General features: G+C 68.5%; 19 protein-coding genes. 11 read left to right on the top strand and 8 right to left on the bottom strand.

Annotated features, from left to right (window positions below):
• Positions 1–71 precede the first annotated feature (71 nt).
• Together DB31_RS36705 and DB31_RS36710 are read right to left on the bottom strand one after the other, a co-directional pair.
• Positions 72–752: a lytic transglycosylase domain-containing protein gene (locus DB31_RS36705; protein ID WP_044197165.1), complete on the bottom strand. Its 681-nt coding sequence runs from the start codon at positions 750–752 to the stop codon at positions 72–74.
• A gap of 10 nt (positions 753–762) precedes the next feature.
• Positions 763–1,506 carry a TetR/AcrR family transcriptional regulator gene (locus tag DB31_RS36710; RefSeq protein WP_044196912.1) on the bottom strand — a complete coding sequence of 248 codons (744 nt, stop codon included), beginning with the start codon at positions 1,504–1,506 and terminating at the stop codon, positions 763–765.
• A gap of 86 nt (positions 1,507–1,592) precedes the next feature.
• Between DB31_RS36710 and DB31_RS36715 the strand changes: the two genes are divergently transcribed.
• On the top strand, positions 1,593–2,144 hold the full coding sequence (locus DB31_RS36715; RefSeq protein ID WP_044196913.1) for a sterol desaturase family protein: 552 nt from the start codon (positions 1,593–1,595) through the stop codon (positions 2,142–2,144).
• 2 nt (positions 2,145–2,146) lie between these two features.
• Here the strand turns inward: DB31_RS36715 and DB31_RS36720 are convergent, their stop codons facing one another.
• Positions 2,147–2,644 carry a CBS domain-containing protein gene (locus DB31_RS36720; RefSeq protein WP_240487077.1) on the bottom strand — a complete coding sequence of 166 codons (498 nt, stop codon included), beginning with the start codon at positions 2,642–2,644 and terminating at the stop codon, positions 2,147–2,149.
• A gap of 302 nt (positions 2,645–2,946) precedes the next feature.
• Between DB31_RS36720 and DB31_RS36725 the strand changes: the two genes are divergently transcribed.
• On the top strand, positions 2,947–3,486 hold the full coding sequence (locus DB31_RS36725; RefSeq protein ID WP_044196916.1) for a hypothetical protein: 540 nt from the start codon (positions 2,947–2,949) through the stop codon (positions 3,484–3,486).
• 9 nt (positions 3,487–3,495) lie between these two features.
• Here DB31_RS36725 and DB31_RS36730 read toward each other — a convergent pair whose 3' ends face one another.
• Both DB31_RS36730 and DB31_RS36735 read right to left on the bottom strand, forming a co-directional pair.
• Positions 3,496–4,044, bottom strand: coding sequence for a hypothetical protein (locus tag DB31_RS36730; RefSeq protein WP_044196918.1), 549 nt, complete (start codon positions 4,042–4,044; stop codon positions 3,496–3,498).
• Positions 4,045–4,056: 12 nt separating this feature from the next.
• Complete coding sequence (locus tag DB31_RS36735; RefSeq protein ID WP_052420554.1) at positions 4,057–4,710, bottom strand: hypothetical protein; 654 nt, start codon at positions 4,708–4,710, stop codon at positions 4,057–4,059.
• A 170-nt stretch (positions 4,711–4,880) separates the two neighbouring features.
• On the opposite strand from DB31_RS36735, the gene DB31_RS36740 reads away from it, so the two are divergent.
• From DB31_RS36740 to DB31_RS36780, 9 genes are all read left to right on the top strand, one after another.
• The gene (locus tag DB31_RS36740; protein WP_044196920.1) at positions 4,881–5,564 is read left to right on the top strand and encodes a hypothetical protein; all 684 of its coding nucleotides are present in this window, start codon (positions 4,881–4,883) and stop codon (positions 5,562–5,564) included.
• 1 nt (position 5,565) lies between these two features.
• Positions 5,566–6,777, top strand: a complete 1,212-nt coding sequence (locus DB31_RS36745) for a phage tail sheath family protein (RefSeq protein ID WP_044196922.1) — start codon at positions 5,566–5,568, stop codon at positions 6,775–6,777.
• Positions 6,770–7,261 carry a phage tail protein gene (locus DB31_RS36750; RefSeq protein ID WP_044196924.1) on the top strand — a complete coding sequence of 164 codons (492 nt, stop codon included), beginning with the start codon at positions 6,770–6,772 and terminating at the stop codon, positions 7,259–7,261. The genes DB31_RS36745 and DB31_RS36750 overlap by 8 nt, the downstream gene beginning before the upstream one ends.
• 616 nt (positions 7,262–7,877) lie before the next feature.
• Positions 7,878–8,231 (top strand): hypothetical protein, encoded by a 354-nt coding sequence (locus tag DB31_RS36755; protein WP_044196926.1) that lies wholly within the window; start codon positions 7,878–7,880, stop codon positions 8,229–8,231.
• A gap of 210 nt (positions 8,232–8,441) precedes the next feature.
• Positions 8,442–10,184 (top strand): sigma 54-interacting transcriptional regulator, encoded by a 1,743-nt coding sequence (locus DB31_RS36760; protein ID WP_276203677.1) that lies wholly within the window; start codon positions 8,442–8,444, stop codon positions 10,182–10,184.
• 143 nt (positions 10,185–10,327) lie between these two features.
• On the top strand, positions 10,328–11,152 hold the full coding sequence (locus DB31_RS36765) for an OmpA/MotB family protein (protein ID WP_044196928.1): 825 nt from the start codon (positions 10,328–10,330) through the stop codon (positions 11,150–11,152).
• A gap of 29 nt (positions 11,153–11,181) precedes the next feature.
• Entirely contained in the window at positions 11,182–11,817 is a 636-nt protein-coding gene (locus DB31_RS36770; protein ID WP_157232351.1) for a hypothetical protein, read from the top strand.
• A gap of 185 nt (positions 11,818–12,002) precedes the next feature.
• Complete coding sequence (locus DB31_RS36775; protein ID WP_044196932.1) at positions 12,003–13,424, top strand: vWA domain-containing protein; 1,422 nt, start codon at positions 12,003–12,005, stop codon at positions 13,422–13,424.
• 85 nt (positions 13,425–13,509) lie between these two features.
• Positions 13,510–14,913, top strand: a complete 1,404-nt coding sequence (locus tag DB31_RS36780) for an FAD-binding oxidoreductase (protein WP_044196934.1) — start codon at positions 13,510–13,512, stop codon at positions 14,911–14,913.
• 27 nt (positions 14,914–14,940) lie between these two features.
• Here the strand turns inward: DB31_RS36780 and serA are convergent, their stop codons facing one another.
• The 3 genes from serA to DB31_RS36795 form a co-directional block, all read right to left on the bottom strand.
• Positions 14,941–16,191, bottom strand: a complete 1,251-nt coding sequence (serA, locus tag DB31_RS36785) for a phosphoglycerate dehydrogenase (RefSeq protein WP_044196936.1) — start codon at positions 16,189–16,191, stop codon at positions 14,941–14,943.
• Between the two features lie 71 nt (positions 16,192–16,262).
• The gene (locus DB31_RS36790; protein WP_044196938.1) at positions 16,263–17,282 is read right to left on the bottom strand and encodes a hypothetical protein; all 1,020 of its coding nucleotides are present in this window, start codon (positions 17,280–17,282) and stop codon (positions 16,263–16,265) included.
• Between the two features lie 69 nt (positions 17,283–17,351).
• On the bottom strand, positions 17,352–18,998 hold the full coding sequence (locus tag DB31_RS36795) for a serine protease (RefSeq protein ID WP_044196940.1): 1,647 nt from the start codon (positions 18,996–18,998) through the stop codon (positions 17,352–17,354).
• Positions 18,999–19,133 lie beyond the last annotated feature (135 nt).

Here is a 19,133-nt window from a genome sequence, read left to right on the forward strand (position 1 = left end):
TCCCCGCGCGTCCGTCATTCGCCCGAGGGTCGGTCATCGGGAGGATGGGGCCGCGCCGCCGCCGCCGTGCGTTATCGCCGGGCCTGCGGCTCCAGCCGGGGCTTGGACACCGAGGCGGAGGCCGGAGGCCGACGCTTCGGCGCAGGCGGAGGCTTGGGGGGCGGAGGCGGCCGCAGCCGCGTGTACGCGGCCATCACCTTCACCACGTAGAACTCCGTCTCGCCATTGCGCGGCACCACTCGGTCCACCGCGCCAGGGCCCGCGTTGTAGGCAGCCACCGCGAGCCGCACATCGTCGAACCGCTCCAACTGCTCGGACAGATAGCGCGCGCTGCCGTCGAGCGCATCGCGCGGATCAAACGGATCCTCCACGCCCAGCATCCGCGCCGTGCCGGGCATGAGCTGCCCCGGCCCCATGGCTCCGGCGGGAGAGATGCGGTGCGAGCGCTTCTCGGACTCCACCTGCACCAGCGCCTGGAGCAGCCCCGGAGGAATGTGGTGGCGGCGCTCGGCTTCGGAGATGAGCGGCTCCATCGGCTCGTGGCCGCTCAGCAGACACACCGGGCGGTGCCGCGCGTAGACGCCCAGCGCGTGCAGCTTCTCCTCCAGGAAGGACAGGGAGAGCGGGGACACGGCGCTGTTGCCGAAGTAGCCCACGGCCAGGTTGAGCAGCACCAGCGGCACCAGGACGCACAGCCCCAGCCACACCCAGCCTGGGAGAAGCCCTCCCGCCCTGATCCGCTTGCGCGCCACACCTCTTCCTTTAAGGGCGCCCGGGCTTCCCGTCCATCTTCCGGCGCCCCGGCGCTATCTCCAGAGGCAACCGCAGCCCGTCCAACACCAGCGTGGTGAGCGCGTCCGGCAGCTCCAGCGGGTTGCCGATGTCCTCCCCGCTGAGCACCGCCAGCAGCAGCCGCTCCACCGCCCCCACCACCGCGAGCCCGCTCACCGCCGGGCGGATGGGACGCAGCAGCCCATACGTGTGGGACTTCTCGGTGATGTCCACCGCGTGACGGGAGATCAGCCGCGCCATCTCCACCACTTTGACGCGCGCGCCCACGGCTGGCCCCCGGCACTCCTGCAGGTAGAGCCGCACCACATCCGGATACTGCAAGAGCGCGCTGGCAATCACCGCCGCCATCGCCCGGTACGCGTCGAACATCGCCTCCACGTCCCGCGCCACGGCCAGCGCCTGCCCGCACGCTTCCATCCCGTTCAGCAACTCGCGCCGCGCTGGCTCGAGCAGCGCGTCCACCAGGGCCGTCTGATCCTCGAAGTACCGGTAGAACGTTCCCTTGGCCACCCCCGCTGCCTGGGTGATGTCATCGATGGTGACCCCCTCCAGCCCCCGCTCGACGAAGAGGCGAAGGCCCGCCTCGCTGAGGGCCTTCATCCGCTCGCGGCGGTTCTTGTCCCGCGCCCCTCCCTGAGGGCCCGGCCGGGCCGGAGGCGATGCTGCAGGTGGAGTGGGGACGGACGGACGGTGCGGGTTGCGGCGTGTGCTCATTTCGTTGCGCCCCACAAAAAAAGTGACCAAATAGTCATTATTTGGTGCGGTCACGGATGGGCCGGTCCGCACCTCGGAGGTGCAGCATGATCGGAATCCCACTGGGCCTGCTCTACAGCAATTGGGGGGAGTGGTTCCTGCACAAGTACGTGCTGCACGGCCTGGGGAAAAACCCCAAGAGTTTCTGGGCTTTCCACTGGCACGAGCACCACCAGAAGTCCCGTCGGAACGAGATGGTGGACACCCAGTACACCGCTCCCATCTGGAACTGGTCGCCCCAGTCCAAGGAACTGCTGGGGCTGGCGGCCATCGTGGTGGGGCACCTGCCACTGTTCCCCGTGGCGCCGTTCTTCACGGCCACGGTCTGGTTCTGCACAGCGCGGTACTACCACATCCACCGGAAGGCTCACTTGGACCCGAACTGGGCCAAGGAACACCTGCCCTGGCACTACGATCACCACATGGGGAAGGACCAGAACTCCAACTGGTGCGTGACCCACCCCTTGTTTGATCTCTTGCTGGGCACTCGGAAGGAGTTCGTGGGCGTGCAGCCCCGAGCCCCCGAGGTGCAGGGCGAGCCGGTGCCTCTCCGGGAGGCCAGGTCCGAGCACGACCGCCCGTCGGCACCGGCAGCCTGAGACTAGCGGCGCGAGCGCTTGGCTGCCTGCCCGCCACCCTTCACGCTCTTGGACTTCGAGGCCGCCTTGCGCGCCACGGCCTTCTTCAGAGTCGAGACCGGTGCAGAGGCTGGAGCGCTCAGCACCGTGTCCAGCGCGCGGAGGGCATCCGTGGTGGTGAAGATGCCCAGCACCTCGGAGCCGCGGAGGATGACGGCCGAGCCGTACTTGTGCTTCGCCATCTCCCGAGCCACCTCGGCCAGAGGGGCCTCCGGCGGCACGGTGTACGCGTCCTGAGACATGGCCTCCTCGACGAACACCTCCTCGGGGACCACGTCCTTCAGCGTCTCGATGAGGTGCAGATCCCTCTGAGACAACATGCCCACGAGCCGGCCTCCCTCGAGCACCGGGAGGTGACGGATGCCGTGCTCGTTCATCAAGCGGTGGGCTTCGGTGAGCGGCGCCTTCGTCCCGATGGTGTGGACGGAGCGCGTCATGAAGGTCTCGATAACGTCAGTCATGGACTTTTCCTCGGGGTTTACACAGCCAGTAGCAAACCCTCGGCCAACCTCTTCCCTGGGGTGAAGTTGCGTGCGCCGCCGCGCGGACGCATCCCGTGCGCCTGGGGCATGCGCCGCGCAAAGCCTGCGCATGGGTGACCCGTGCGGCCCGTATGGCTCGCGCCGCCGAGTGCCATCCCCTCGACAACCTGAGACGTTTGCCAGGGGAGCAAGCTGGCGCGAGCCGCCACGCTTCCGGTATCCCCAGTGCATAGCTTCTTCGCGCGTGTACGGACCCAATGGTTCCCGGGAGGAAACCGGTCATGAAGAAGCTGGCGGAGCGGAATCCGGAGAAGCTCATTGATCTGCTCCTGGAGCGGCGCACCTTCGAGCGCACCGCCGTGAAGCTCTATGACCGGGTGCTGTCGCTGATGAGCGCGTCGGAGGATGCGCAGATCCTCGGCATGCTCGACACGATGCAGGCCTATCGGGACGAGGAGGCCGAGCACCAGGAGTGGCTCGAGGAGCAGATCCGCGCGCTGGGCGGGGACGTGAATGGCGAGTCAGCGCGCTCGCGGCTGGCGGCCACGGAGGCGCGCGGCATCGAGCAGGTCATCCTGCGCGAGGACATGGAGCTGCCCCACCTGTTCCACGCGCTGATGGCGGCGGAGCTGGTGGACAACGCGGGGTGGGACCTGCTGACGGCCCTGGCGGAGGAGGCGGACGATGACGAGGCGCTGGATGCCTTTCTGCTCCGCCAGGCCGAGGAGGAGGACCACCTGGAGTACCTGCGCGAGACGATGTCGCGCTACGCGGAGAGCCAGGTGCTCGGCGGGGCCCTGCAACTCCCCACCGAGCCGTAGCGCCACCGCTTAGAAGATGAGGTCCAGCACGTCCGTGCGCAGCCACAGGCCCGCGCACACGCGCACGTCCGCCGTCCAGTCCCGCTGGGGCAAGGTGCCGCTGGCCTCGAGCGTCAGCTCCAGCTCGTCCTGGTCCAGCAGCTGGTTGAGGTCCAGCACACCGCTGCCCGTGGCACTGATTTTCTGGGTGGAGGTCTGGTTGGCAGGGCGCCGGTACTCGAGGAGCTTGGTGGGCGTGGTCTGACTCGGCAGGCGGATGGCCACGCTGGCGCGCTCCACGCCGCTGAGCTCCGGGTTGCCGCCAGTGGCCGTTACCTCGAAGAGGTGCACGCGCAGCTGGGCCTCCGTGCTTCCCTGGGGAATGGTGTCGGTGATGTCTCCGATGGGGAAGTTGATCGTCTGGGACACGGTGCCGGGGATGGGGATGGAGCCCGGGAAGGAGACGTTGCGCTGTGTCTTGCAGACCTCGTCGGTCTCGGCCTCGACGTAGAAGAGCGAGCCGCAGCCGGTGGTGAGCAGCGGCAGGGCGATGAGCAGGATGCGGAAGGAAGGGCGCATGGGGCGGCTCGATCAAAGGAAGTAGAAGAGGAAGCCCAGCTTGAGGGAGGGCGTGGTGAAGCGGAACGTGAGTGGCTTGGCGGTGAGGTCCGGATCGTTCGTGACGTCCTGCAGGAGCTTCTCCGCGTCTTGGATGACCATGGAGCCGTGGACCAGGCCCGCCTTCAGCGAGAAGGAGAAGCGCTCGGGACTGCCGATCTCCAGCCCCACGCTGGCGCTGCCGTAGTTGTAGCCCACGTCGTCAAACGGCACGCTCGTCTGCAAGGGGATGCCGCCGAACCGCTCCACCAGCTTGTTGTAGTTGGCGTCGAAGTAGCGGCCCAGGTCCAGGTTGATGGACGGGGCGACGAAAGTGGACAGCGGTATCAGGCTGATGCCCCCGCGCATCCCCAGGCTCAAGGTGTTCGTCGTCACGCCTCCGTTGATTCGCAGCCACGGCGCCGGCCGCAGCACCAGCGAGACGCCCACACCGTCCGGCGCGCCTACGTCCAGCATGGCTCCAAGCTTGATTGAACTGCCGGAGTCCGCCGCGGCCTCGGCTTGAGGTGCGGGCGGGGGAGTGGGGGTGGAGTCCTGGGCCTGGGCTCTCGCACCGGCACCGAGCGCTAGCACACAGGCCAGCGCGGCGCAGGAGCGGGAGACCCCAGAGGCGACGCGTCTGCTCATGGGAATGGTGTTCATAGAGGAGGGAGGGCCGGGATGGCCGCCGCCCATCATAGGTGTTCGTGCGCCAACGCGCCTTCAGCCTCCGGGGCAGTTTCCCGCGCGCAGTTCGGGATCAACTTTCCTGGCTACCCGCGCGCCAGGGACAGGGCCCGCGTGGGGTGGGGGACAAAATGATCGATGAAATCGACCAGCGCCTGAAGGCGTGGGTGGGCGAAGTGTCTGGGGAGATGCCTGTCTCCTTCACTGCGCCGGACTTCCAGGTTCAGAATCCTGGGGTCGGCCTCTATTTGTTGGAGCTGGGCGCCGCGCCGCCGGCCCGCTCATTGCGCCGCGTGCCGCTGCAGTTCTCCGTCTGTTACCTGGTCACCGTGACGGCGGACACGCCGGAGCGCGCGCACCAACTGCTGGGAGAACTGGTGTTCTCGGCGCTGGACACGCCGGAGTTCGAGGTGGATCTCAGCCCCGTTCCGGTGGAGCTGTGGACCGCACTGGGAGTGTCTCCCCAGCCTGCCTTCCGCCTTCGGCTGCCGGTGCGCCGCGAGCGCGAGGAGCCGGTGGTGCGTCGCGTGGGCTTCCCGCTCGTCGCGCACACACTTCCCAACGAGGCGCTGCTGGGGCGGGTGGTGGGGCCGGGGGATGTGCCCATTCCGGGCGCGCTGGTGGAGCTGCCAGCGCTGAAGCTGAGCACGCGCACGGACGCGCGCGGCTGCTTCCGGTTCCCGCTCGTGCCGCCCCTGGAGTCCCTGGGCCGGCTGGAGGTGCGCGCCAAGGGGGAGGTGTTCCACGTGGGGAACGAGGCGCTCACCTCGGAGGCCGGGCAGCTGGTCATCCGCATGCCGTTGAAGGAGGGGTGACGTGCTGAGCTCTCTGACGCCCGGTGCTTCCGTGGGGGAGGTCTCCACGGGCACTCGCTCCATCCAAGGGGTGGGGCCGACAACGGCGGCCTTCGTGGGCCGAGCACCTCTGGCGGATGCCCACCTGCACGAGGCGGTGGCCATTCATGGCTGGCCCCACTTCCTCAAGGAGTTCACCCGCCCGGACAGCCCTGGCACGGACCTGTCCCGCGCCGTCTACGGCTTCTTCCTCAACGGTGGGCGTCGCTGCCTCATCGTCAACATTGGAGACGCCAGGCGGCTCACGGGAGGCACGCGCAAGCGCGAGGGGCTGGCGGTGCTCGAGGAGGTGACCGAGGTGGCCATGGTGGCGGCCCCCGGCTGGGCCGATCCCGCGTCCCACGACGCGCTGCTCTCGCACGCGGAGAAGATGAAGGACCGCGTCGCCATTCTGGATGCTCCCGAGGACGTGGACGACCTCGAACTGCTCACCCGGATGGCCCTGTTAGAGGCACCCGGGACGAAGCCCGGTGAGGCGTCGGCGAGCTTGCCGCCGAAGGGTCTGCGTCCGCGGGTGTCGGATCAGGGCTTCGGGGCCTTCTACTTCCCGTGGATCACCACGGTGGACCCCATGTCTGGCGAGCGGGTGAACGTGCCGCCCTGCGGGCACATGGCGGGCATCTACGCGCGGACGGATGTGTCTCGCGGTGTCCATAAGGCGCCGGCCAACGAGGTGGTGTACGGCGCGGGGGACCTCGTGCGCCACGTGACCCACGAGGAGCAGGCGGAGCTCCACTCCCACGGCGTCAACTGCATCCGCTTCTTCCCCAACCAGGGCATCCGTGTGGGGGGCGCGCGCACGGTGGCGGGCGCGGACAGCGAGTGGCGCTCTCTGAACGTGCGCCGCCTCTTCAACTTCGTGAAGGAGTCCATCTCCGTGGGCACCGGGTGGACGGTGGTCGAGCCGAGTGATCCAACGCTCTGGACGAGCATCCGCCGGGACGTGGGCGCCTTCCTGTTGCGGCTGTGGCGCGACGGCGCGCTGCAGGGCCGCACCCCGGAAGAGGCCTTCTTCGTTCAATGCGACGAGCAGGCCCACCCTCCCGAGAGCATCGACGCGGGGCAAGTGGTGGCGTTCATCGGCCTGGCGCCGGTGAAGCCCGCCGAGTTCATCCTCCTCCGCATCATTCAGCACCCAGGCGGGATGGAGGTAGAGGAGGTGAAGAATGGCTGAGGCGAACCCGCTGGTGAACACACCGCGCGCGACCGAACTGGGCGCCCAGCCTGGCGCACGGGTGGATCTTTTCCGGAGCTACAACTTCAAGCTGATCATCGACGGGGTGGCGGAGGGCCACTTCACCCAGCTCGAAGGGCTGCTGGCCAAGAGGCTGAACGTCATCCACTCTCGCGAGGGCGGCGACAGCACAGGGGTGCGCCAACAGCCGGGGGCCCTCCACCTGGGACAGGCGACGCTGAGCCGCGGCTTCGCCACCTCGTCCGAGCTGTGGAACTGGTTCCTCGACTCCATGAGCGGCCAGCCTCGGCCCAAGAATGTCTCCATCGTCATGCTCGGTATGGATGGGATGACCGAGATGCTTCGCTACAACCTCCTGGCCTGCTGGCCTTGCGACTGGGAGGTGGCTGCGTTCGACGCGATCAACAACCAGGCCGACATCTCGCGGCTCGTCCTGACCTTCGAGTCCCTCAGCCGTGGATGAGCACTCGAAGAGGAAGAGGCGCGGCTCGCTGGCTCGCGCGTGGGCTCGCCGGATTCAGGCGTGGGCGGAGGGGGTGTTCTCCAAGCCCTCGCCTCCTGGCTCCGCAGCGGGCTCTCGGCAGCAGAACCGTCAGGGAATCAAGACAGGGCCTCCGGTGGACTGCCAGGAGGCCGTGCCGCAGAACGCGCAGAAGGGGGCGTCCCGCATGGGAAACAAATGGGTGCCTTCGCAGCCACGTGCTGCTTCGCTGGAGTCCTCTGCCTCACCCCCTTCGGCAGAGCCCGTGCCTGGGGCTCCGGCGGTCCGATTGAGCACGCCCCCGGGACCCCCTCGCGTGTCTCGCCGAGTCGATCCGCCCGGAGTGCTGTCGCTCGAACCGTCCCCCTTTACGCGGCCGCAGGTGCGGGCGTCGCGCTTTTCATTGCCAGGCCCGGAGCATCCAGGGGAGCGTCCTGTGCCTCCGCGGCGTCCAACACCCGCAGAGGACCCGCGCCCTACCGTGCTGGGCATGCCCGCGGCCTCGCAGCCCGAGACGCGTGATGCCGAGGCGCCAGCCAGAACCCGGAGCGCCCCTGTTGCCGCCGAGGCTTCGGTGAGGACGGCGCCGACGGTCCGCATGTGGACTCCGAAGAGCAGCAGTCCACCGGCTCCCGCCGAGCCTTCGAGACGGACCGAGCTGCTCTTCCCTTGGAAGGAAGAGCCACCGGCGCCGCCGCGGAGACCTTCCCGGCAGCTGCCTCCGGAGGACCTGGACACGCTGCTCAACCGCTCCTGGCCGCCTCTGGCGAAAGAGGCCGAGCCGGAGCAGAGCGCCGTCCCTTCGAGGACCGCGGAGCCTCTCGAGGAGCACCGAGGGGGGCCTTGGCCTGAGCTCCTCGAATCTCCTCCAGCGGACTCCGCCGAGGCGCTGACGGCGCTGCGTCAGTGGGAGCGGCTGAGCCTGCACGAGCGTGAACCGCGAGGCGAGTGACTGGCCGTGAAGTCGGGGAAGCCCTGTCGGGTCGGTTCTCACCTGCTGCAGCGCCGTCTCTCGAGGGGGTCAACACGGACACTGCGGGTGCAGCTGCGCTGAGCCCAGGCCCCCCGAAGGATGGTGGGTGTGGTACTGAAGCCTGAGCGTGGCGCATCCTCGTACCCGTTGTGGGGAAGCGGAGTTTCCGAGCACGCGCAGGCGAGAGTGATGATGCCCGAAGCGATCCAGTCCCTGTTGGCGACCCTGCAGCAGGCCCGGTACTTCGAGGATGCGGCCGAGGTGGTGCTTCGGGGCATGCTCAAGGTGGTGGAGGAGGTGCTCGCCGCGAGCCCCTACGCGAAGACGGGGCGGCTGCTACGGGGGATGATCTACCTGCGTCCCGATGAGGCCTACCGCGGTCTGGCGGTGGTGGACCTGTCCGGCGGCAAAACGGACAACGCAGGCCCTCTGCATGCGTCCGCGACGGCTTGGCGCTCGCTCCAGGAGCACCGCTGCGCCGTCTCCATCGACATCGCCACGCGCACCATCCAGCCCCATCGCTCGGACGCGGCGCACAAGGTGATGCCGGCGCCCCCCGAGAGCAGCGAGGGCTTCAACAGCCAGGAGAGCCAGCAGCGCTTCCTCGGTCGCGAGGCCACCCACGTCTGCGTCCTGCCACTGCGCAGCTGGGCGGGCCACCTGGACGGAATGGTGTCGCTGGAGGCCAGTTGCCCGGCGTCCATGGGCCGGCCCTTCATCTGGAAGGACTGCGAGGCGCGGCTGCAACTGCTCAGCGACGTCTCCGCTCCGTACCTGACGGGCCTCGCGCCGCGGACGGTGAAGCCCACGGAGGTGGATGAGTTCCTCCCGGTGGTGGGCAGCGCCATGGGGCAGATGCTCCCCATGCTCCGCATGTTCGCCCATGGGGATGAGACGCTGCTGATCTCTGGCCCCACGGGCGCGGGCAAGTCCCGGCTGGCGCGCTGGTGCCACCAGAACTCCCCGCGCAAGCAGAACCCCTTCGAGGTGCTGGACCTGACGACGGTCCCCGAAGAGCTGCAGAACGCCGAGATCTTCGGTTGGAAGAAGGGCGCCTTCACCAACGCCGTGCGCGACACCCTCGGCAGCGTGGCCCGGGCCGAGGGGGGCACGCTCTTCATCGACGAGATCGACAAGCTCTCCAAGAAGGTCCAGGCGTCCCTGCTGTACCTGCTGGAGGAGCGCACCTACCGGCCCTTGGGAGACGACTCGAAGGACCGGCGCGCCAACGTCCGCTTCATCATTGGCACCAACGTCGATCTCCGGAAGGCGGTGGAGCAGGGGCGCTTCCGGGAGGACCTCTACTACCGCATCAACGTGCTGCCCATCAAAGTGCCGCCGCTCGACGAGCGCCAGGACGAGATTCCCCTGTGGGCGGAGTACATGGTGAACCGGTGCTTCCGCGAGCGGATGCCCGGGGGCCAGGCGCGTCTGGCTCCCGAGGCTCAGCGGCGGCTGAGCACCAGCCGTTGGCCGGGCAACCTCCGCCAGCTCGACAACATCGTCCGCCGCTCCATCATGGTGGCGATGACCGAGCAGACGCGGATCGGCGCTCGCGATGTGTCAGGCTTGATGCTGGAGGAGCGCCACATCGCCGAGGCGCTGGGCTTGGACCCGGAAGGGGCGGAGCTGTCCACCGTGCTGAAGTCCATGCGGACAGCGGCGCTGGCCTTCTTCCACGAAGCACGGCAGCGCGGGGCGATGGACTTGGATCTGGCGGATGCGTTCCGGGGCTTCGTGCTCGGGGTGGCCTCCCAGCAGGTGGGCCGGGAGGAGGCCATGCGCCTGTTCGGGCTGGACGCGGCGGTGAAGAACCGCAATCACCACCGCATTCTGCGGCGGGAGCTCGATCGCGTGCTGGCCCTCTACGAAGCCCTGGGCAGCGAGCCGGATTCACTCGTGGACCAGCTGAAACCAGAGTCCGAACCATAACACTCGGGCGAGGGCCTCGTTTTTGCGCACAGCGAGGCTGAAGGACTGCGATCGCGCTGCGTTATCTCGTCCACAGAACGCACTCCGAGCCGTTTCCTCGCACATGGCTTGTCTGCGAGGAAGCGAGGCCCTGGGAGGAACGCATGAAACGGACGATCGTGTCGCTGGCCATGGGGACGCTGTTCCTGGGTTGTGGGGTTCCGAAGTCGCAGCTGGATGCGAAGGCCCTGGAGGCGGAGAACCTCCGCCGGCAGTACGGGGACGAGTCGGAGAAGGCGAAGGCGCTGGACTCGAAGGTGGCGCAGCTGTCGGCGGACCTGGAGACGGCGCAGAAGGAGCGCGCGAAGTCGGAAGAGGCGCTCGCCGCCAGCGAGTCCCGCAGGCAGGAGCTGCAGAAGAAGGTGGCGGAGCTGTCGGCGCTCAACGAGTCGCTGGCCCAGAGCAAGGAGAAGCTGGAGAAGGCGCGCGCAGAGCTGGAGAAGAAGTCCGAGCAGTACGAGTCGCTCGCGCAGAGCCTCAAGGATGAAATCAAGACGGGGAAGATCGAGCTGTCCGAGCTGAAGGGCCGGATGGTGGTGAAGATGAAGGACAAGATCCTCTTCTCGTCCGGCAGCGTGAAGATCAACCCGGAGGGGCAGGCGGCGCTGGTGAAGGTGGCCGAGGCGCTCAAGGACGTGCCGGGGAAGATTGTGCGTGTGGAGGGCCACACGGATGACGTGCCGACGGACTCCAAGGGGCCGTTCCCGAGCAACTGGGAGCTGTCCACCACGCGCGCGCTCGCGGTGGTGAAGCTGCTACAGGAGAAGGGCGTGCCGGCGGAGCGGCTCTCGGCGGTGGGCTATGGCGAGTTCCACCCGATGGCGTCCAATCGGACGCCGCAAGGCAAGAGCCAGAACCGCCGCATCGAGATCGTCCTGGCGCCCGAGGACCAGGCGCCGGGGGCGAAGACGAACTCGGCGAGCCGGTAACCGTGAGTCTCGACAAGGAGCCTGTGCCCATGACGATGCGACTTGCGTGGACCGTCGCGCTCGCGGCGGTGGTGTCTGGCTGTGCGGCCCGGAGCGCGACGCTGCCGGGGCTGGAGATGCGCTTCTATGAGACGCCCGCGGGAGGGGCGGCCAAGCAGCGCATCCACGAGGAGTTCACCCTGAACGCGACGCTGATGGGGGACGCCAACTTGCGCTACCTCAAGCCCGCCGAGCTGCTGAAGGCGGCGGAGACGGGCTCAGCGAGGGGCGATCCCCAGAAGCTGATGCGCGCGGCGCGCACGCTGGTGCCGGGAGACAGCGTGGTGTTGCTCGGCACGGTGCGTAACACAGCGGGGGGCGGAGGGAGCACGAACTTGGCCATCTACTCGCTCGCGCTGGCGTGCGAGAAGACAGACCTGGACCGGCCGGGCGACCTGCGCGGGTGCAAGGGCTACGTGCTGCGTGTGCTGCGCACGTGGCCGGCGGAGGTGTACGAGATCCAGAGCGCTACCGTGTCCTTCATCTCCGATGGCGGCACGGCGCACGGCCGCATCCGGGCGGCGAGCGAGCCAGGGGCCTTCAAGGCCGAGCTGGAGGGCGAGTTCGCCGCGAGCATCGTGGAACTGGGCTCGGGCAGAGCGTCGGCGGACTCCTCGGTCAAGTGAGGGGATGACTCAGGGTCGCAGCACGCCGCTGCCGAGCGCGTCTTGGAATCGTGGCCTCACCCGAGCCCTGACACTGCTGTCAGGGAAGGTGGGGCATCTGTGACGCCGCGCCCAGTGAAATCCACGGTTTGCGTCCGGGAACAAGGCTTGCTTTGGCGCGAGCACCCCATTCCCCGGAGAAAGACATGACGCGAAGGCTCCTCGCCGCGCTGGTGGCGGCGGTGTTCACGGTGGCTGGCTGTGGTGTGCCCGTTTCGTCAGCGGCCGACGGCTTCGGAGCCACGCCCGGCGGAGCGCAGGACATCGGGCTGGCGCGCCGGAAGGTCGCGGAAGGCCAAGTCCCTCTGCAGGAGGACTTCGTCGCGGAGGGGCTCTACTCGGAGCATGACCTGCCCTTGGACGGCTCGGGCTGCGATCAGGTGCTGTGCCTGCGCACGGCGACGGGCATTGCCCCGGCCATCGATACGGGGCGCCAGGAGGTGTTCGTGCAGGTGGGCTTCTCCTCGAACGTGGACGGGGCCACCTTCCGCCGCAAGCCGCTGGATGTGGCGCTGGTCATCGACCACTCGGGCTCCATGTCGGGCGAGCCGATGGAGGCGGTGAAGGAGGCGGCGCGCAGGCTGGTGGGGAAGCTGGACGAGAACGACACCTTCTCGCTGGTCATCTTCGATGACGAGGTGGACACGCTGGTGAAGCAGCAGCCCGTGAAGGATCGCGCGGCGCTCCTGAACGCCATTGGCAAGATCGAGGCGGAGGACAGCACCTGCATCGAGTGTGGGCTGAAGGAGGGTTTCGAGCAGCTGGCCAAGAGGCCGGTGGATGCGGCGCGCTCCCGCCGGCTGTTCCTCTTCACGGACGCGATGCCCAACGTGGGCGCCACAGGCGACAGCGAGTTCATGGACCTGCTGCGCAGCAACTCCGAGGCAGGCCGGGACACCACCGTCTTCGGCGTGAACATCGCCTTTGGACAGGAACTCGTGACGAAGATCTCCGCCGTGCGCGGGTCGAACTACTTCTACCTGAACAACGCAGAGAGGACGCAGGCGGTGTTCGGCGAGGACTTCGACTTCCTGGTGACGCCCATCGCCTATGACTTGCACATGGCGCTTACCCCGGCGGAGGGCTTCCGGGTGGAGGCGGTGTACGGCGTGCCCGGAGTGGCTCCAGGAGTGAGCACGGCCACGCTGGATGTGGCCACGGTGTTCCTCTCGCGGCGCCGGGGCGCCATCGTCGCGCGGATGAGCAGCACCGGCGAGGTGCATCCGAACCAGTCCGTGGTGGCGAGCGGGTTCTCCTTCCAGCCCGTGGAGGGCGCTGCGTCGCCCGAGGTCACCCTCACCGCGAAGTACGAGGGCAGCGAGCCGCTCAGCGCCACGGCGTCGTGGTACTCGCAGAGCACGGTGCGCAAGACGGTGGCGCTGACGAACTTCATCCTGGGCGCTCGGAAGGCCTGTGAGCAGTGGCACAAGGGCGAGAAGGCGGCGGCCAGCGAGGTGGCGCAGCGCACGGCGGCGCTGGTGCGCGCGGAGGCGGAGGCGTTGGACGACGCTCCGCTGCGCACCGAGGCGGAACTGGCCGAGAAGCTGGCCGCGCTCATGAAGCCCTGAGCCACCAGGGCGGGGCTGGACGGGAGGCGGACAGGAAGGCACCGAACGGCTTGTCAGGAGCGGGCGGCTGCAATACGCCTGGAGTATGTCCACCGCCGCTCTGCCCGACGCTTTCCTCCAAGCCATCTCCGAGGGCTTTCCTCCCGACTTCCTCACCCGAGAGCCGAGCGAGTTGGCGGAGTACGGGCGCGACTGGACGCGCGTCTACGCCCCGGCCCCGGTGGCCATCGCCTTCCCCCGCACGACGGACGAGGTGGCGCGGCTGCTGGCCCTGTGCAACGCGCACCGCGTGGCGGTGGTGCCCTCAGGTGGGCGCACGGGCTTGGCGGCGGGCGCGGTGGCGGCCAAGGGGGAGCTGGTGCTCTCCCTGCGGCGGATGAACCGGATGGATCCAGTGGATCTGCTCGGCAACACGGTGCGCGTACAAGCAGGAGCGGTGACGGAGGCGGTGCACCAGCACTGCGCTCAGCACGGGCTCACGTGGCCGGTGGACTTCGCCTCCAAGGGCTCCAGCCACGTGGGCGGCAACATCGCCACCAACGCGGGTGGGGTGAAGGTCATCCGCTACGGGCTCACTCGGCAGTGGGTGCTGGGGCTCCAGGTGGTGACGGCCCAGGGGCAAGTGCTGGAGCTCAACGGCGCGCTGGAGAAGAACAACACGGGCGCGGATCTACGCCAGCTCTTCATCGGCAGCGAGGGCACGCTGGGCATCATCACCGAGGCGACGCTCAAGCTCACCCGTCTTCCCGGCAAGCAGGAGGTGTTCCTCTTCGCGGTGCCGGACGTGGCGGCGGTGCTGCGGCTGTTCCGGGACGCGCGGCAGGCGCCGCTGCTGCTGTCCGCCTACGAGTTCTTCACGGACAAGTGCCTGGCCCGAGTGCAGCGCCACCGCAAGCTGCGCTCGCCCTTCGACGCGCCCAGCGGCTGCTACGTGCTGGTGGAGGCGGAGGCCACGGACGCGGCGGCGGTGGAGGCGTGGCTGAGCTCGCTCTTCGAGCGCGGGCTGGTGACGGACGGCACGCAGGCCCAGAGCGCCTCGCAGGCCGCGGAGCTGTGGGCGCTGCGCGAGAGCATCAGCGAGAGCCTCTCCGCCACCGGCCTGCCCCACAAGAACGACATCTCCCTGCCCATCTCCGCTCTGGAGTCCTTCTGCTCGGAGCTGGATCAGTTCTTCCGCGCGCGTTACCCCAGCTGGGAGATCTGCCTCTTTGGCCACATTGGTGACGGCAACCTGCACGTCAACGTGATGAAGCCGGACACGCTGGAGAAGGCGGAGTTCCTCGCCCACACGAAGCAGGCGGACCACGACATCTTCTCCCTGGTGCGCAAGTACGGCGGCAGCATCTCCGCCGAGCACGGCATCGGCCTGCTGAAGAAGGACTACCTCTCCTACACGCGCGCCCCGGCCGAGCTGGAGCTGCTGCGCACCCTCAAGCGCGCGATGGACCCTCACGGCATCCTCAACCCGGGGAAGATCCTCGACACCTGAGAGGATCCTCCCACGGGCCTGCGGGGCTCAGGACACGATGCGCGTCTTGATGTCCGTGTTCAGCCCGGCGATGGCCGTGCACACCTGGGCGGACACGTCCTGGTCCAGGTCCATCACCAGGTAGCCGATGTTGGAGTCCGTGCTCAGCACCTGCGCGTGGATGTTGGCGTTCATGTCCGAGACGATGCGGTTGATGTCGCGCAGCACGCCGGGGATGTTGCGGTGCACGTTGAGGATGCGGTGGGTGTTGGGGATGAGCGGCACCTCCACCTGCGGGAAGTTCACCGAGCCCGTGGTGGCGCCGCTGCGCACGAACTTGATGAGCGAGGTGGCCACCTCGCGGCCAATGGACTCCTGGGCCTCCTCGGTGGAGCCGCCGATGTGGGGCGTCAGCACCACGTTGGGCAGGTTCTGCAGCTCGGTGACGAAGCCGTCGCTGTTGGTCTCTGGCTCCTCCGGGTACACGTCCACCGCCGCGCCGCCCAGGTGCTTGGAGCGCAGTGCCCGCGCCAGCGCCGGAATATCCACCACGGAGCCGCGGCTGGCGTTGATGAGGCACGCGCCCTTCTTCATCTTCGCCAGCTCCGCCGCGCCCATCATCATGTTGGTGGAGGGCGTGGCCGGCACGTGCAGGGTGACGAAGTCCGACTCGGCCAGCAGCGCGTCCAGCGTGGGAGCCGAGCGCGTGTTGCCCAGCGGCAGCTTCGTCATGATGTCGTAGTAGACGACGCGCATGCCCAGCGACTCGGCCAGCACGCCCAGCTGCGAGCCGATGTGCCCGTAGCCGATGATGCCCAGCGTCTTGCCGCGCACCTCGTGGCTGCCGGTGGCCACCTTGCGCCACTGGCCCGTGTGCACCTCGCGGCTGCGGTCGAACAGCTGGCGCGTCAGGACGATGATCTCCGCAATCACCATCTCCGCCACGCTGCGCGTGTTGCTGAACGGCGCATTGAAGGCGGGGATGCCGTGGGTGTTGGCGGCCGTCAGATCAATCTGGTTGGTGCCGATGCAGAAGGCGCCAATGGCCATCAGGTTCTCGGCGTGGGCCAGCGAGCTCTCCGGCACGTTCGTCTTGCTGCGGATGCCCAGCAGGTGCACGCCCTTGAGCTTCTCGGCGAGCTCATCCGGCTTGAGGGCGCCGGCCACTCGCTCCACCTCGAAGCCCTCGGCGGCCAGCAGGCGCTCGGCGGAGACGTGGATGTTCTCCAGCAGGAGGACGCGGAGGGGACCTTTGGTGCTGATGGGCGAGGACGGGTTGGGGAAGCGGGGAGTGCTCATGGCGCTCCGCGTTAGATCCGGCCGTCGAGACTGTCAAGCGTTGCCCACGCCTGCTCGGAGGGCGAGTGGGCTCAACGGAGCTGGAGGCCGCAGCTCTCGCACTTGACCCGCCGGCGGCGGAACAGGTGGGGGAGGTCCTGAACCTTGGGCTCGAACTGGGGAAGCGTGGTGGAGCAGCTCGGGCAGCGGTCGAGAGCGAGGCGCAGCAGGACACACGCCATGATGGCGACGAACGCCACGGCGTCCCACTCGAGCAGGAAGTCCGCCACGGGAGCCAGCGGGCCTTCGGGCAGGCGGAAGATGCGCCCCACGGGGAGGAGGATGAGCGCGGCCATGACCCCGTACACGCCCCACTGCATCGCGCGCCGCTGCTGGTGCTTCAGCCGCATGCGGTGGACGTACTCCGCGGAGAAACGCGGCTCCGGGACTGAGAGGGCAGGGGCTGCGGCCGCAGGAGCGACGGAAGTCGGCGAGCGCGGTGCCTCAGGGCCTTCTAGCACGGGCGGGTTCTTGGCCGGGAGCTGCCCCGTGGCCTCTCTCAGCCCCTGGGCGCTCCGGATGGCGGCGCGGATCTGGCGCCGGAGCAGCTCCTTGTTGCTCGAGCGCGGCAACGAGAGCCGAACCTCGCCGCCGAGCACGGAGGCCTTGGGATCGGCCTCGAGCGCGGCGCGCAGGGCTCGCTGGGTCCGCTCGTCTCGCATGTACCGGATGGCGGCGGCCGGGTTCTCGCACTGGACCTGGAAGGCAGCGTCGAGGTCCTGTACTCCCACCTGAATGTCCTGCAGTCCCTCCAGCCGGACATCCCGGTTCTGGGGGGTGAGACTCAGTCCGAAGGGCAAGGAGGCGTCGATCCCCGCTCGTACCTCGTAGGAGCCCCAGGGACGGCTCACCAGCGCCACCGGGGTGTCCTCTGTGCGGCCCACCAGGGTGAGCCCCAGCCACTGCTCCTCCCACGCGACGTCCGTCAGCTCGAGCTGGGGAGAGAGCGCCTCGAGGCGCTGGCGGAGCGTGCGGCGAATCCCCTGCAGGATCAGCGGCGAGACCACTCCGAGGCCCACGAGCAACAGCAAGAAACCGAAGAAGACACCCATGGAGGCCCCTTCATACCAGGAGCAGGGGGCTCCCGGCATGAGGGGCTCTCGGCCCGTGCAGCGGACGGGCTACTGGACCGTCCAGGCCACCGTGCCGCTGCAGCTGGTGGCGTTGTAGCAGCCCGCGCGGATCTGGTAGGTGCCGGCCGTGGTGACGGTGTAGGTCAGGTTGGAGGCCGTGCCGCTGCCGCACCCGTCGTCATTGGAGGCCACCTGGGAGGCCGCCGGGCCATAGAGCCGCAGATAGGTGTCCCCGGAGGCCGAGGAGCCGCTGACGCCGCAGGTGCCCAGGGTGATCGTCTGGCCGGCGGCGAGGGTGACGTCCCGGTTCACCGTGTTCTGCTGAGCGCTGTTGGTGTTGCTCGCGCTGAAGGCGTACGAGCCGTTGGCCGGAGGCGTGCCCGTGGTGATCTCCCACACGGCGGTGCCGCTGCAGCTGCCGCTGGAATAGCAGCCGGCGCGGATCTCGTAGTTGCCGCTGGTGGTGGCGGTGAAGCTCAGGCTGGAGCCCTGGCCGCCGCACGCGTCGTCGTTGTTGGCCACCTCGGTAGCGGCCGGTCCGAACAGGCGCAGGAACGTGTCACCGGTGAAGTTGGCGCCGGTGAGGCCACAGGTGGCCACGGTGATCTTCTGTCCGGCCGTCAGGGCCACCACCTTGTTCACCGTGTTCTGCTGGGCGCTGTTGGTGTTCGTCGTGTTGAAGGCCAGCGAGTTGGCCGGCGGGAGCGGCGGCTCGGAGGTGCCGCACAGGCGCAGGCTGCCCGCCACCGCGCAGTAGGCGTTGATGGCCGGGCGCACGTAGGTGATGTCCTCGCCGCGGCAGCCCGTCTCGGTGCACACGTTCACCACGCGGCAGCTTCCGCTCGTCACGTAGTCCGTCTCGCCACGCACGAGGATGCCCGCCACCGTGTAGCCGCTGTTTTCATACACGCCCGAGCCCGAGTTGCCGCCGAAGGTGTCCGTGTTGGCGATGAAGTAGTCCAGCGTGGCGGCGCGCGCGTCGCGCACCGTGCCGCCCGCGTCGATCTTGAAAGGGATGCCGCTGCCGCTGCCAATCACGGTGATGGAGGTACCCACCGGCAGCGCGCTGTTGCCCGCGCGGATGGGCGCCGGGGTGAAGCGCGGGGCGGCGGCCCGGTCCAGGCGGACGACGGCGAAGTCCAGGTTCTGCCCGTTCACCACCGCCTGCTGGCGCGCGACGATGGACTGGCACGAGAAGATATCCGCCGTGGTGACGGTCTGCAGCGCGCCAGCCGCAGGCCGGTAGAAGTTGAAGACGAAGCGCGTGTTGGAGCAGTCCGACGAGCTGGTGATGCAGTGGCCCGCCGTGAGCACCAGGTCATCATCGATGAGCGTGCCCGAGCAGAACGCCGGCGTTGGATCCGTCAGGAAGCGCTGGTTCGTGCACAGGTTGAAGGCAGACTGCAGCGTGGATGCGGAGAAGGTGACGTTGTTGGGGCTGCTCGTGTTGATCGCGCTGGGCCGCATCAGCGCCACGGTGGACTGCTGGGCGCGGGCCCGCAGGGTGACGTCCGTGTGCGCGTACACGTCCGTGCGGTTGTCCGTGCCATAGACGACGGGCTTCTGGGACTCGCCCACCGGCTCCTGCGCCACGTCGCCCTCCTCCAGAGGGCCGCAGCCGGCGAAGGCCAGGGTACACAGCAGAATTCCGAGAACGCGGGCGCGCCGGGGGGCGCTGGACCAGGGGTTACGCATAGACGGCCACTCCTTGGGGGACAGGGGGACGGCTCGCCCGCAGAGCAGGCAAGCGGGGCCGCGGATGATGCCTCAAACCGCTTTCCCTGTCTTCACTCTCAGTCTAGGAGACTGGGGAATTCCAGAGTGGCTGTC

The organism is Hyalangium minutum, assembly GCF_000737315.1.
Taxonomy (GTDB): domain Bacteria; phylum Myxococcota; class Myxococcia; order Myxococcales; family Myxococcaceae; genus Hyalangium; species Hyalangium minutum.

Bases quoted from the DNA above. Each gene is read 5' to 3' on its own strand.
- DB31_RS36790 (WP_044196938.1), bottom strand. From the start codon at position 17,282: ATGGGTGTCTTCTTCGGTTTCTTGCTGTTGCTCGTGGGCCTCGGAGTG.
- DB31_RS36775 (WP_044196932.1), top strand. From the start codon at position 12,003: ATGACGCGAAGGCTCCTCGCCGCGCTGGTGGCGGCGGTGTTCACGGTG.
- DB31_RS36755 (WP_044196926.1), top strand. From the start codon at position 7,878: ATGTGGACTCCGAAGAGCAGCAGTCCACCGGCTCCCGCCGAGCCTTCG.
- DB31_RS36715 (WP_044196913.1), top strand. From the start codon at position 1,593: ATGATCGGAATCCCACTGGGCCTGCTCTACAGCAATTGGGGGGAGTGG.
- DB31_RS36710 (WP_044196912.1), bottom strand. From the start codon at position 1,506: ATGAGCACACGCCGCAACCCGCACCGTCCGTCCGTCCCCACTCCACCT.
- DB31_RS36765 (WP_044196928.1), top strand. From the start codon at position 10,328: ATGAAACGGACGATCGTGTCGCTGGCCATGGGGACGCTGTTCCTGGGT.
- DB31_RS36780 (WP_044196934.1), top strand. From the start codon at position 13,510: ATGTCCACCGCCGCTCTGCCCGACGCTTTCCTCCAAGCCATCTCCGAG.
- DB31_RS36740 (WP_044196920.1), top strand. From the start codon at position 4,881: ATGATCGATGAAATCGACCAGCGCCTGAAGGCGTGGGTGGGCGAAGTG.
- serA (WP_044196936.1), bottom strand. From the start codon at position 16,191: ATGAGCACTCCCCGCTTCCCCAACCCGTCCTCGCCCATCAGCACCAAA.
- DB31_RS36725 (WP_044196916.1), top strand. From the start codon at position 2,947: ATGAAGAAGCTGGCGGAGCGGAATCCGGAGAAGCTCATTGATCTGCTC.
- DB31_RS36750 (WP_044196924.1), top strand. From the start codon at position 6,770: ATGGCTGAGGCGAACCCGCTGGTGAACACACCGCGCGCGACCGAACTG.
- DB31_RS36735 (WP_052420554.1), bottom strand. From the start codon at position 4,710: ATGAGCAGACGCGTCGCCTCTGGGGTCTCCCGCTCCTGCGCCGCGCTG.
- DB31_RS36770 (WP_157232351.1), top strand. From the start codon at position 11,182: ATGACGATGCGACTTGCGTGGACCGTCGCGCTCGCGGCGGTGGTGTCT.
- DB31_RS36795 (WP_044196940.1), bottom strand. From the start codon at position 18,998: ATGCGTAACCCCTGGTCCAGCGCCCCCCGGCGCGCCCGCGTTCTCGGA.
- DB31_RS36720 (WP_240487077.1), bottom strand. From the start codon at position 2,644: ATGACTGACGTTATCGAGACCTTCATGACGCGCTCCGTCCACACCATC.
- DB31_RS36730 (WP_044196918.1), bottom strand. From the start codon at position 4,044: ATGCGCCCTTCCTTCCGCATCCTGCTCATCGCCCTGCCGCTGCTCACC.
- DB31_RS36760 (WP_276203677.1), top strand. From the start codon at position 8,442: ATGATGCCCGAAGCGATCCAGTCCCTGTTGGCGACCCTGCAGCAGGCC.